Origin of the sequence: Vibrio sp. 1F169 (assembly GCF_041439605.1) — a bacterium.
Taxonomy (GTDB): domain Bacteria; phylum Pseudomonadota; class Gammaproteobacteria; order Enterobacterales; family Vibrionaceae; genus Vibrio; species Vibrio tasmaniensis_A.
Window position 1 is genome coordinate 23,041 of record NZ_JBGOOI010000006.1, and the last position, 12,977, is coordinate 36,017.

Annotated in this window: 9 protein-coding genes; 4 read left to right on the forward strand and 5 right to left on the reverse strand. The window is 43.6% G+C overall.

Translation table 11 applies throughout. The features are described from left to right. Window positions 1–125 precede the first annotated feature (125 nt). The 3 genes from htpG (at window position 126) to hemH (ending at window position 4,302) form a co-directional block, all read left to right on the forward strand. Window positions 126–2,030 (forward strand): molecular chaperone HtpG, encoded by a 1,905-nt coding sequence (htpG, locus tag ACED53_RS04050; RefSeq protein ID WP_017100872.1) that lies wholly within the window; start codon window positions 126–128, stop codon window positions 2,028–2,030. A 388-nt stretch (window positions 2,031–2,418) separates the two neighbouring features. Then, window positions 2,419–3,063: an adenylate kinase gene (gene adk / locus ACED53_RS04055; protein ID WP_009847341.1), complete on the forward strand. Its 645-nt coding sequence runs from the start codon at window positions 2,419–2,421 to the stop codon at window positions 3,061–3,063. A 276-nt stretch (window positions 3,064–3,339) separates the two neighbouring features. Beyond that, the gene (hemH, locus tag ACED53_RS04060) at window positions 3,340–4,302 is read left to right on the forward strand and encodes a ferrochelatase (RefSeq protein WP_017100871.1); all 963 of its coding nucleotides are present in this window, start codon (window positions 3,340–3,342) and stop codon (window positions 4,300–4,302) included. A 106-nt stretch (window positions 4,303–4,408) separates the two neighbouring features. Here the strand turns inward: hemH and ACED53_RS04065 are convergent, their stop codons facing one another. Then, window positions 4,409–5,794, reverse strand: a complete 1,386-nt coding sequence (locus tag ACED53_RS04065) for a peptide MFS transporter (protein ID WP_012604544.1) — start codon at window positions 5,792–5,794, stop codon at window positions 4,409–4,411. Window positions 5,795–6,295: 501 nt separating this feature from the next. Between ACED53_RS04065 and rfaH the strand changes: the two genes are divergently transcribed. Then, window positions 6,296–6,802 (forward strand): transcription/translation regulatory transformer protein RfaH, encoded by a 507-nt coding sequence (rfaH, locus tag ACED53_RS04070; protein WP_012604543.1) that lies wholly within the window; start codon window positions 6,296–6,298, stop codon window positions 6,800–6,802. Window positions 6,803–6,885: 83 nt separating this feature from the next. Here the strand turns inward: rfaH and asnB are convergent, their stop codons facing one another. The 4 genes from asnB to nagA all read right to left on the reverse strand — a co-directional run bounded on the left by asnB (window position 6,886) and on the right by nagA (window position 12,814). Then, window positions 6,886–8,556: an asparagine synthase B gene (asnB, locus tag ACED53_RS04075; RefSeq protein WP_017100870.1), complete on the reverse strand. Its 1,671-nt coding sequence runs from the start codon at window positions 8,554–8,556 to the stop codon at window positions 6,886–6,888. Window positions 8,557–8,790: 234 nt separating this feature from the next. Next, window positions 8,791–10,377 (reverse strand): cation:proton antiporter family protein, encoded by a 1,587-nt coding sequence (locus tag ACED53_RS04080; protein ID WP_009847336.1) that lies wholly within the window; start codon window positions 10,375–10,377, stop codon window positions 8,791–8,793. An 83-nt stretch (window positions 10,378–10,460) separates the two neighbouring features. Then, window positions 10,461–11,675 carry an ROK family protein gene (locus ACED53_RS04085; protein ID WP_009847335.1) on the reverse strand — a complete coding sequence of 405 codons (1,215 nt, stop codon included), beginning with the start codon at window positions 11,673–11,675 and terminating at the stop codon, window positions 10,461–10,463. Between the two features lie 2 nt (window positions 11,676–11,677). Then, entirely contained in the window at window positions 11,678–12,814 is a 1,137-nt protein-coding gene (nagA, locus tag ACED53_RS04090) for an N-acetylglucosamine-6-phosphate deacetylase (RefSeq protein WP_017100869.1), read from the reverse strand. Window positions 12,815–12,977 lie beyond the last annotated feature (163 nt).

Here is a 12,977-nt window from a genome sequence, read left to right on the forward strand (position 1 = left end):
GTGTTTTTATGCTTTTTGACCTTGAATTTACATTTGTCATCCTCATGTTAATGAACAGAAGAGCGGCATAATGTGCAACGCCCCTATGATTATTCAACATAAAGTATAGATGTTTTGGAGTAAAAATGAGCGAAACGGCAACGCAAAATAAAGAGACTCGTGGCTTTCAATCTGAAGTAAAACAACTACTTCACCTAATGATTCACTCACTGTATTCAAATAAAGAAATCTTCCTACGTGAGCTGATCTCTAACGCATCTGACGCGGCTGATAAGCTTCGTTTTCAAGCGCTATCAAATGGCGACCTTTACCAAGGCGATGCTGATTTAGGTGTGAAACTTTCGTTCAACGCTGAAGCAAATACTTTAACGATCTCTGATAACGGCATCGGTATGAGCCGCGACAACGTTATTGAGCATTTAGGTACTATTGCTAAGTCAGGCACAGCTGACTTTTTCTCAAAGCTGTCTGAAGACCAAAGCAAAGACTCTCAGCTTATTGGCCAATTTGGTGTTGGTTTCTATTCTGCATTTATCGTTGCAGACGCAGTGACTGTTCGCACTCGAGCAGCTGGACTTGCTAATGACCAAGCCGTGCAATGGCACTCTGCGGGTGAAGGTGATTACACTATCGAAGACATCACGAAAGAATCTCGTGGTACAGACATCATTCTTCATATGCGTGAAGACGGCAAAGAGTTCTTAAATGAATGGCGTCTGCGTGAAGTGATTGGTAAGTATTCTGATCACATCGGTATCCCTGTCTCCATCTTCACAGCGGTGAAAGATGACGAAGGTAAAGACACCGAAGAGAAGCATTGGGAGCAGATTAACAAGGCTCAAGCGCTTTGGACTCGTAACAAGTCTGATATCGAGAAAGAAGAGTACCAAGAGTTTTACAAGCACGTATCTCACGACTTTGCTGATCCACTAACGTGGAGCCATAACAAAGTTGAAGGTAAGAACGACTACACAAGCCTACTTTACATCCCAGCTAAAGCACCTTGGGATATGATGAATCGTGACCATAAGAGCGGCCTTAAGCTTTATGTACAGCGCGTATTCATCATGGATGATGCAGAGCAGTTCATGCCATCTTACATGCGTTTCGTTCGCGGCTTGATTGATTCAAACGATTTACCACTGAACGTGTCTCGTGAAATCCTGCAAGATAATAAGGTAACTCAGTCTCTTCGTGGCGCATGTACCAAGCGCATACTCACTATGCTTGAGCGCATGGCGAAGAATGACAACGACAAGTACTTGGAGTTTTGGAAAGAGTTCGGCCTAGTACTGAAAGAAGGCCCTGCTGAAGACATGGCGAACAAAGAAAAAATCGCAGGTCTACTTCGTTTCTCATCAACAGAAGTGGATTCTTCTGAACAAACTATCAGCCTAGCATCTTACGTTGAACGCATGAAAGAAGGCCAAGACAAGATCTATTACCTAACAGCAGATAGTTACGCTGCCGCTAAGAACAGCCCACACTTGGAGCAGTTCAAAGCAAAAGGCATTGAAGTGGTTCTAATGTACGATCGTATTGATGAGTACGTAATGAATTACCTGACTGACTTCGACGGCAAACAGTTCCAATCGATCACTAAAGCGGGCTTAGACCTAAGCAAGTTTGAAGGCGAAGAAGAGAAAGAGAAGCAAAAAGAGACAGAAGAAGAGTTCAAATCTGTTGTTGAGCGCACTCAATCTTACCTAGGTGGTCGTGTTAAAGAAGTTCGGACTACGTTCAAGTTAGCAACAACACCTGCGGTTGTGGTGACTGATGACTTCGAAATGGGCACGCAAATGGCTAAGCTTCTTGAAGCTGCGGGTCAAGCTGCACCTGAAGTTAAGTACATCTTTGAAATTAACCCAGAGCACGCACTTGTGAAACAGATGGCTGATGAAGCGGACGAACAAGCGTTTGGCCGTTGGGTTGAGCTACTACTTGGTCAAGCTATGCTGGCTGAAAAGGGCTCAATGGAAGATCCGTCACAATTCTTAGGTGCAATCAACGAACTACTGACAAAACGTTAGTCTTTCGACTTTGGGCTAAGCTCATAATTATAAATAAAAGCTCGCTAATGCGGGCTTTTTTTGCGAACGTCGCTTAACTTCATCGAAATGTCGCTAAAGTTGCTAATGAGACGAACGCAAACGCTGTCGATACATTCTTTAGTCTTAATTTCAGCAAAATTGAATATTAATGTGATAGAATGCTCGACCTAATCAGCTGGCACTATGAACCTATCATCTCCAGTTGTATGATTTTTAAACGTTATACCGAAACTTACCGTTTTGCTTCTGTTTACAGTTGTGCTTAGCCTCAGTTGTTACTTAACCTCTCTTGTTCGACTTAAATTGAACCAGAAAGGCGGGATAGTGAGCTTCGGTATAAATCATAATTTTTATAAGAGGATTAAACATGCGCATCATTCTTCTAGGTGCTCCTGGCGCGGGTAAAGGTACTCAAGCTAACTTCATCATGAACAAATTTGGTATCCCTCAAATTTCAACTGGTGACATGCTACGTGCTGCTATCAAAGCGGGTACTGAGCTTGGTAAGCAAGCAAAATCAGTAATCGACGCTGGTCAGCTAGTTTCTGATGAAATTATCCTTGGTCTTATCAAAGAGCGTATCGCTCAAGATGACTGTGAGAAAGGTTTCCTACTAGACGGTTTCCCACGCACAATCCCTCAAGCTGATGGCCTAAAAGAAATGGGTATCGCAGTAGACTACGTTGTTGAATTCGACGTAGCTGACGATGTGATTGTTGAGCGTATGGCTGGTCGTCGTGCTCACCTTCCTTCTGGCCGTACATACCACAATGTGTACAACCCACCTAAAGAAGAAGGTAAAGATGACATCACAGGCGAAGAGCTAGTGGTTCGTGATGACGACAAAGAAGAAACAGTTCGTGCACGTCTAGGTGTATACCACGATCAAACAGCTCCGCTTATCTCTTACTACGGTAAAGAAGCTGAAGCAGGTAACACTAAGTACCTTAAGTTCGACGGTACTAAGCAAGTTGCTGAAGTTAGTGCAGAACTTGAGAAAGCACTAGCATAATTGGCTAACAGCCAGTTTTAGAATTTGATATATTGGAAGCGACCTTAAGGTCGCTTTTTTTGTTTCAATTTTTAGTCATATACCAATCTAGATAAACTCGATTGTGCACTGTTTCCGTGGTACGGCTTAGATTCGCGCGGCTAACGATCAATGTGATGTTGTGATCACATAGGTTAAGAACGATTATTCTTAAATTTTGTGGCACAACAATGATCTTAAACTTATGTAGATTAGTATATTACGTTCCAGAAAATCACATATTGGTCTCAGGTATCTATGGAAAATAATAACAAGCAGGGCGTTTTACTGGTGAACTTAGGAACACCAGACTCAGCGACCCCAGCTGGCGTTCGTCGATTTTTGAGTGAATTCTTACACGACAAGCGAGTCGTAAACTTAACGCGTTGGTTGTGGTGTCCTATTTTACATGGGGTGATCTTACCGATTAGAGCGCCGAAAGTGGCTAAGCTGTATCAGTCTGTTTGGATGGATGAAGGCTCACCACTGCTTGTGTACTCTCAAAGACAAGCCGAAAAGCTCCAGAAAAAATTACAGATACCCGTAGCGCTGGGTATGACCTATGGTAACCCAAGCCTTAAAACGGGCGTTGAGCAATTAATGGATCAGGGCGTTGAAGACATCATCGTATTGCCTTTATATCCTCAATACTCAGGCACAACCACAGCGGCCGTATCTGATGGCTTAACCAAGGCCTTTAAGCAGATGCCAGTGATTCCGAGCTATCGCTTTATTCGCGACTACTACGCGCACCCAAGCTACGCAAAAGCATTGGCTGAAAGCGTGCGTAGCCATTGGGATAAAAATGGTAGAGCCGATCATTTAGTTTGTTCTTTCCACGGTATTCCGAAACGATTGGCTGATGAAGGCGACATCTACCCACAGCATTGTGAAGCGACAACAGAGCTCCTTGCTGCTGAGTTAGGCTTATCAGCGGACGATATCACCATGACATACCAATCTCGATTTGGTCGAGAAGAGTGGTTGAAGCCATACACTGACGAGACACTTGAATCATTGCCAAGCAAAGGCATCAAAAAAATCGATATTATGGCGCCTGCATTTTCTGTGGATTGTTTAGAAACGTTAGAAGAGATTTCGGATCAGTGTAAAGAGACCTTCATTGACGCTGGTGGCTCAGACTTTAGCTACATTACGTGTCTGAATGATAGAGACTCGCACATCGATATGATGGCGGAGTTAGTGGCGCTGTATCGTTAAATACGACTTCGCCTAAACTGTCATGCACATCTAAAAATAACAAAAGGGCTGCTCATTGAGCAGCCCTTTTTGATCTGGATGTTTCTTCTTGAAATAGGTCTAGATATTAAGCAACCGAAGTTTCTGCTTTTGGCTCTGCTTCAAGCATCATGTTGCTTTCTACGCCATGCATCCATGATACAAGCTTGCCAGCACAAAGAAGAAGTAAGACGCCACTTATTGTCGCTGTAATTGCGATACCACCGAAGATAGACATTGCGCCAAGCTCACCAACGTGAGAACCCACAAGGCCAGCTACGTAGTTTGCGACAGCGTTGAAGCCAAACCATGCACCCATCATTAGCGATGCGAGACGAAGCGGAGCTAACTTAGTGACCAACGACAGGCCAATAGGAGATAGACAAAGTTCGCCAAGGGTATGGAAGAAGAAAGCACCGACTAGCCACAGCATTGATGTTTTCACTGTTAGGTCGCCACCTTGCTCCATTACAGCGCCCATCATGCACACAAAACCAAGAGCTAGGAAGAACAAAGCCATTGCAAATTTCACTGGAGAATTTGGTTCACGCTTACCAAGCTTAACCCAAAATGCAGCAATGATTGGTGCAAGTGTAATGATGAAGAATGGGTTCAGAGATTGGAACCACGCCGCTGGGACTTCAAAGCCACCAATCATGCGGTCAGTATATTGTTGAGTATAGATATTCATCAGACCGCCAGCTTGTTCAAAGCCCGCCCAGAAAACTATGACGAATAGACCCATAACCAGAATAACTTTTAATCGATCGAACTCTTCTTTGGTTAGTGGCGTTTTTTCTTTTGATTTGTTCAGTGCTTTTGCTCGCGCAGCTGCGGGCACTGAACCAATGTTACCTAACCAAGATTGAGCCATTGTCATTTGCATGATTAAGCTAATAACCATACCAATACCAGCGGCTAAGAAACCTGCTTTCCAGCCGAAAGAGTCGACAGCAGCGCCTGAAATCAAGCCACCTAATAATGCACCTAAGTTGATGCCCATGTAGAAAATGGTGAATGCACCGTCACGGCGGTTATCGCCTTCTTGGTATAGGTCGCCAACCATGGTCGAGATGTTTGGCTTAAACATACCGTTACCACTGATAAGTAGTGCTAAACCTAGATAAAGAGCATTTACTTGGTCTAAGCCAATAGCGCCGTTAGGAAGAGCGAGTGTAAACTGGCCGAGTGCCATTAATACACCACCCACTAGGATCGATTTACGTTGTCCTAAGTAGTTATCGGCAATCCAGCCACCGATCAATGGCGTGATGTAGACTAAGCCAGTGTAAATACCGTAGAGATCAAGTGCGTCTTTCGTTGACCAACCCAGTCCACCGTTGAGGGTCGTGTCAGTCAAAAATAAAACAAGGATGGCACGCATCGCGTAGTAGGAGAAACGTTCCCATAGCTCTGTGCTAAATAATAAAAATAGGCCTCTAGGGTGGCCAAAGATGTTGTGATTGCTTGGCATAAGTTTTACTAATTTTAGGTATTAAAAGATTTTATAGTTATTCATGTATACACAGTAGGGTAAAAGTCTGCAATAGGCGTATTTTGTGGTCACGATAACTTGGTTTTGCTAAGGTGTTGATATTAAATAAATTTACTTTTAATGTGGCCCATTCTACTTGTGCTGCAAACTAATTTTCCATATTTGACCTGGTTGGTTAGTAACCTTTTTTAAAACCCTATCCAATAAAAATGTTTAGATCTATTGCCCTAGCCTATCGTTATGATCTTATAGGGAATGTTATTCATATTATCTGCGATATACATATGCTTACAGCAATGAGTCTTTTGATCTCTAAATGTTCCTTGTACAATGACTGACCAAATTTTTTACCTATGACTTTTTGGTTGATAAGTCTGTCTGTTCCGCGTAATTTCTCGCTTATCAGGACTCATTTATTAACGGCGACTAAATTGTTTTAGGCTGTGGTTAAATGTCCAAAGAACGAAGATGGCGAGTTAAATGAAACGTTGGTATTTACTTTACTGTAAGCGTGGTGATCAAAAACGCGCTCAACAGCACCTAGAAAATCAGGGGGTAGAGTGCTTTTACCCTCAAATAGAAGTCGAAAAGGTAGTGAGAGGGAAAGAGAAGCTGGTCCAAGAACCGCTGTTCCCATCCTATATCTTTGTCCGTTTTGATTATGAGCAAGGCCCAAGCTTTACTACCGTTCGTTCAACTCGTGGTGTTGTCGACTTTATTAAGTTCGGTGCAAGGCCGTATGAAGTCCAAGGTGATTTGGTTTTTGAGCTAAAAGAGTTCGAGAAGTGTTGTAGTAGCGAAGTTGAAGATTGCTGTGTTGAATTTGAGACAGGGCAAGTTGTCAAAATTAATAGTGGCCAGTTTGCGGGTGTTGAAGCTATTTACCATCAGAAAGATGGCGAAGCTCGATCCATTATGCTCGTAAAAATGATCAGCCAAGTGGTTCCGATCAGTATTGAAAACGAAGCACTACAAGCTCACGTATAAGTCAAATATTAAAAAAGTAAAAACTAGGCTTAAAACAAAAAGGCGCATAATGCGCCTTTTTTAGTATTTGATTTTTCAAACGCTTAAGCGTTATAGGCGTCGTTGTGAACGGCTTGTACCGCACGGCCTGATGGGTCTACACAGTTTTTGAATGACTCATCCCACTCGATCGCTTTTGCTGATGAACAGGCAACTGAAGGGCCGCCAGGTACACACTCTGCCGCCGATTCTAGAGGGAATAGCTCCTCAAAGATTTCACGGTAAGCATAACCTTCTTTGGTTGTTGGTGTGTTGTAAGGGAAACGGAACTGAGCAGCTTCCATTTGTTGATCCGTTACTTTTTCTTCAGCCGTTGCTTTCAATGTATCAATCCAGTCGTAGCCAACACCATCAGAGAACTGTTCTTTTTGGCGCCATGCGATTGAATCTGGTAAGTAGTCTTCAAAACACTCACGTAGGATGTGTTTCTCCATTTTACCGTTACCGCACATTTTGTCTTCAGGGTTTAAACGCATAGCCACATCGATGAACTCTTTATCCAAGAATGGTACACGACCTTCGACTCCCCATGCTGCAAGTGATTTGTTTGCACGGGCACAGTCAAACATGCTTAGAGCAAGAAGTTTACGTACCGTCTCTTCGTGGAACTCTTTTGCGTTTGGCGCTTTATGGAAGTACAGGTAGCCGCCAAAGATTTCATCAGCACCTTCACCAGAAAGTACCATTTTGATACCCATTGCTTTGATCTTACGAGCAAGCAAGTACATTGGCGTCGATGCACGAATGGTCGTTACATCGTAAGTTTCGATGTGGTAGATAACATCACGGATGGCATCTAAGCCTTCCTGAATGGTGTAAGTCATCTCATGGTGTACAGTACCGATTTTGTCCGCAACTTCACGTGCAGCAATCAAGTCGGGAGCATTTTCTAGGCCAACAGCAAATGAGTGTAGTTGTGGCCACCAAGCTTCTGATTGCTCATCATCTTCGATACGCATTGCTGCAAAACGCTTAGCGACTGCAGAAGTGATTGATGAATCAAGGCCACCAGATAGAAGTACACCGTAAGGAACGTCAGTCATTAGTTGACGCTTAACAGCAGCTTCTAGCGCTTCAGTTAGCTCTTCTCTGCTTGTGCTGTTACCTTGAACGGCTGCGTATTCGTTCCAATCGCGGATGTAGTAGCGTTGAGGTTCTGCATCTTTAGAAGAGTAGAAGCTACCAGGAGGGAACTCACTGATCGTCTTACAAACTGGAACCAGTGCTTTCATCTCTGAAGCAACGTAATAGTTGCCGTGCTCATCGTAGCCTTGGTAAAGCGGGATGATGCCAATATGGTCGCGGCCGACTAGGTATTCGTCTTTCTCTTCGTCATATAAAACGAAAGCGAAAATACCGTTAAGTTCTTCTAAAAGGTCGGCACCCATCTCTTGGTAAAGCGCAAGAATGACTTCACAATCAGAGTCAGTTTGGAACTGGTATTTATCTTCGTAGCGAGCGCGAAGTTCTTTGTGGTTATAGATTTCGCCATTAACTGCAAGAATGTGCTTTTTGTCTTGGCTGTATAGTGGTTGAGCACCACTGTTTAAGCCGACGATAGCTAGACGCTCGTGAGCAAGGATAGCTTTTTCACCGGCATAGATACCAGACCAGTCTGGGCCACGGTGACGAAGCTTTTTAGACATTTCTAAAGCAATAGGGCGAAGTGCTGCGGCATCACTTTTAATGTCGAGAATGCCAAATACTGAACACATAGAACTTCCTTTTAAATAATTTCTAAATCAACTGCATTCAATTTGCCATTCTGGCTAAAAAAAGCAACCGAATGTGAGCAAAAAAATAATATAAAGGGGTTTATGTTAGAAAATATCTACCTTTAAGGTGATTTTGGTGAGTGGCGTCTAATTGCGGTTGGTTTTTTGAACAAAAACCTCTCAAAAGTGCAAAAAAATCGCAATTTTGAGAGGTTAAATGGAACATGTTGAGTATCATATTTTATTGATGTTCGGATTCAATTGTTCACAAACATGTCGGGCAAAACCGCTACCAGCTTCGCTGTAAATGTTAAATGCCGCATCGACGCCATTCTCTTTCAGTGTTTCGAGCTGATCTGGATATTCGGCAATTGCCGCTATTTGACCTTTAAAGTTTCGTGATTTTAATTGTTCTAAGGCGGTTTGATTACCTTGGTGGTGAGGCATAGCCAAGATCACCAGTTTTACGTTTGCTGTGTCTAAGATTCGTTCCCAGAAATCCGGGTCAGTTGCGTCACCAGAAATAACGTTTCTGCCATGGCTTCTGTGGTTATGTGCCGCGTCTTCACGAACTTCTACACCTAAACTCACTTTGCCGTAGCGTGAGCGTAATTCGTCGTAGGCACCAGTACCAATGCGTCCCATACCAAGAATTAGAACTTGAGCCCGACCTGGGTCAATTCGTTTGTCACGTTGGTGGAGCTTCTCAGCAGCGTGCTCTTTTAACCAGCGACCTGATTGTTGATAAAGTTTGTGACCCGCTTTGTTGAGAGGTGCAGCGATTAAGAACGACAATGAAACGGCTATAGCCACTGCCACCAAGATGTCGCCAGACATCCAGCCCATCTTAAAAGCAAGGCCACCGACGATGAGGCCAAATTCACTGTAGTTAAACAGTGACAAAGAAGTGAGTAGGGAGGTTCGAACACGGAACTTGAATCGGTTTAGTACCAAGAAGTACAGAACGCCTTTCACTGGCAGTAACAATAAGAACAAGACTGCAAGCATAAAACCCTGAATAGTTGGCTGTTCTGACAAGCCAATATTCAAGAAGAAGCAGACGAGGAAAAGCTCTTTGAGGTTAAACAGCGACTTCGATAGCTCTGAAGCTTTTGGGTGACCGGCTAATAGCATACCTAGGATAAGGGCACCTAAGTCTGGTTTTACTCCTACAAACTGGAACAAGCCAGCACCAACAACTAATGCGAAGAAGATACCGAATAGCACCAACATTTCACCGTGCCCAACCCAATCGAGGACTTTGTAGAACAATGGGCGAAAGAAAGGCAAAGCGAACAGTGCGATCGCATACCACTCTGGAATTTTGCCCGTCGATGCAGTCAAGAATACGACAGCAAAGATATCTTGCATGACCAGAATGCCAATCGCTAGTGTGCCATAGGTAGCATTCATTTCCCCTTTCTCTTGTAGAGACTTGACCGCAAATACAGTACTAGAAAATGAAAGAGCAAAACCGAGTAGAACGATCTGTTCTATTGACATGGCTGCTAGAGATGAAATACCTAGGAACTTAAAACCAAATAGAGCGGCTGCAAAAAACAGAGTGGATAAAAGATTGTGGATCGTTGCGCCAGCCCAGATCTCTTTAGAGAGTAGGGTTTTGATGTCCAGCTTTAAGCCAATAGTAAATAAGAGAAGGGTGACACCAAGGTCAGCCAAAGTAATGATGGTGTCATTGGTTTCAAAGCCAAGGGCATAAAGCCCGAAACCTGCAACCAAAAAACCAACTAATGGGGGGAGGTGGCATTTTAAAGCAATAAATCCTGCGATAAACGCAGTGGATATTAATATAAGTTCCATAACTTGTTGTTGTAGTTCCCTAGCTTAAAAAAACGGGCCGTGTTTATACAAACACGGCCCGCGGAAAATCAGAATTGTTTTCTTTAGTCTTCAAGAAGCTTTTGCAGTAACACACCGTTGAGCATGGCGCGCTTAATCATGGCAAAGGCTCCCATCGTAGGATGTTTATCGATCTGTGATGCTACAATAGGCAGGCCGCTATGGAAAGTCGTTAACGACTGATTCTCTACATTGCGCTTAATTGCAGGGAAAACAATCTCTTGTGCCTTAGTAATATCACCAGCAATGATTACTTTCTGAGGGTTAAACAGGTTAATCGTCATCGCGATAGCCTTACCTAATTGGTTTCCTACTCGGACTAAGCTTTGCTTCGCGAGTTCATCGCCATTGATTGCGTGGTCACAAACATCTTGAATTGTAATATGTTCAAGTTCTGTTAAAGAAGATTCATAGCCTTGCTTAATGAGCTTTTGTACTCGATCAACAATGGCAGGGTTTGCCGCTACGGTTTCAAGACAACCGAAGTTACCACACTGGCATTGTTCTCCTAGCGGATCAATTTGGATATGACCAATTTCACCCACGTTACGGTTATGGCCTAAGAAAACCTGTCCATTAACGATAATACCAGCACCCGTACCACGGTGCACACTGACCAAAATAGAATCTTGACTGTCTTTACTTGCACCGAAGTAGTGCTCAGCAAGCGCCATTCCTCTAACGTCATTACCAACAAAACAAGCCACATGGAAAGTATCGCGAATAATATCGCTCAATGCGAGGTTATCGATGTCCGTGTTTGGCATGTACTCAACAACACCGGTTGTTGGGTTAACCAAGCCTGGAAGGGTGACACCAATGGCAATCAGTTGGTCGATCTTTGGCTGATGCTCAGCAATGAAAGCCTTGAGGTTATTGACCAAGCCTTGTGTAAGGTCTGATTGGTCTGAATAATCTAGGTCTTGTTGTTGGAAAGCCAACTCACGACCGCCAAGGTCATGAAGGCTTATTTGAATATAGTCTCTACCTAAGCGTACAGCGACAGAATGAAAAGGGTCGACTTCTGTGGTTAGGGAGATCGCGCGTCTACCGCCAGTAGACGCTTGTTGCGCAACCTCTTTAATGAGGCCGCGCTCCAAAAGTTGGCGGGTAATTTTTGTAACACTTGCCGGTGCGAGTTGGCTTACATCAGCCACTTGTATACGACTGATAGGCCCTTGCTGGTCTATTAGTCGGTATACCGCCGCACTGTTTAGTTGTTTAACTAAGTCTACGTTACCTATTTGTCCGCCATTCATACTTAATTGTGCTCGTATTGTCCATTAACAACAGTCGCTTTAACGTTAAAGTCTCGGTCAAATACAGCTAGGTTTGCAACCATGCCTTTTTTGATTCGACCTAGCTTGCTTTCTACACCGATAGCCGCAGCTGGGTATAGCGTAGCCATGCGAAGAGCTTCGTCTAAAGCGATACCAGCGTGCTCAACTGTATTCTGAACTGCTTCAATCATAGTCAGAGCTGAGCCGCCCAGTGTGCCGTTTTCATCAACACACTTACCATCTCGGTAATATACTTTCTTACCGACAAAAATAAAGTATTCCATGTCAGCACCTGCAGGAGCTGTGGCATCCGTCACTAATACTAGCTTTTCTCCCTTGATTTTGTGCGCAATTCTGATGTTTGCGTAATCAACGTGGAAGCCGTCAGCGATGATACCAGCATAAACTTCTGGCGTGTCGTAAATCGCGCCAACAACGCCAGGTTCACGACCGACCATAGGGGTCATCGCATTGAATAGGTGAGTAGCGAAAGTGATACCAGATTCGAAACTTTGTCGAGCTTCTGCGTAAGTCGCGTTTGTATGGCCGATTGAAACGACAACGCCAGCTTTGTGTAGGCGCTCGATATGTTCGGGATCATTTAGCTCTGGTGCCAATGTTACTTTTGCAACTAGGTCGCTGTTCTCACAAATCAGTTCAATCATTTCGCTGTCTGATTTACGAATGTGATCGACGCTATGAATGCCTTTTTTTGCAACGTTTAGATATGGACCTTCAAGGTGTAGACCAAGTGATTGGTTTTGGTACTGGTTGTGATATTCACGAGCTGCAGTAATAACTGCACGCATATCTTCGTCTGAAGAGGTGATGAGCGTAGGCAAGAAGCTAGTACAGCCTGATTTAAGGTTTGCTTCGTGCATGATCTGCATTGTTTCTGCCGTGATCTCATCGTTAAGCATTACACCGCCACAACCATTCAGCTGTAAGTCAATGAAACCTGGGCTTAGGTTTGCTCCGTTTAGATCGCGAACCTCGATTCCTTCTGGCAATTCAGAGATAGGACAGACTTTTTTGATCAGTTCATTTTCTATTACGACGGCATGATCGGTTAGAACATCACTACCAGTGTAAATTTTACAGTTACTTAGCGCGTACATAGTCAGCTAATCCTTATTTCGTGAGATCTTTTAAATTTGTTCGTTACCTAAATGTGGACTTAGTTTGCGAGCATCATTTACGTAACGATTTATCTTTTATGGGCGAACGGCTTCAAAATGGGAAGCTATTTAAGTTGTTGAAAAACATATGAACAATTGATCT

What these genes read in the sequence shown, in the direction of transcription:
- htpG (WP_017100872.1), top strand. Translation starts at nt 126, where the DNA reads ATGAGCGAAACGGCAACGCAAAATAAAGAGACTCGTGGCTTTCAATCT.
- adk (WP_009847341.1), top strand. Translation starts at nt 2,419, where the DNA reads ATGCGCATCATTCTTCTAGGTGCTCCTGGCGCGGGTAAAGGTACTCAA.
- hemH (WP_017100871.1), top strand. Translation starts at nt 3,340, where the DNA reads ATGGAAAATAATAACAAGCAGGGCGTTTTACTGGTGAACTTAGGAACA.
- ACED53_RS04065 (WP_012604544.1), bottom strand. Translation starts at nt 5,794, where the DNA reads ATGCCAAGCAATCACAACATCTTTGGCCACCCTAGAGGCCTATTTTTA.
- rfaH (WP_012604543.1), top strand. Translation starts at nt 6,296, where the DNA reads ATGAAACGTTGGTATTTACTTTACTGTAAGCGTGGTGATCAAAAACGC.
- asnB (WP_017100870.1), bottom strand. Translation starts at nt 8,556, where the DNA reads ATGTGTTCAGTATTTGGCATTCTCGACATTAAAAGTGATGCCGCAGCA.
- ACED53_RS04080 (WP_009847336.1), bottom strand. Translation starts at nt 10,377, where the DNA reads ATGGAACTTATATTAATATCCACTGCGTTTATCGCAGGATTTATTGCT.
- ACED53_RS04085 (WP_009847335.1), bottom strand. Translation starts at nt 11,675, where the DNA reads ATGAATGGCGGACAAATAGGTAACGTAGACTTAGTTAAACAACTAAAC.
- nagA (WP_017100869.1), bottom strand. Translation starts at nt 12,814, where the DNA reads ATGTACGCGCTAAGTAACTGTAAAATTTACACTGGTAGTGATGTTCTA.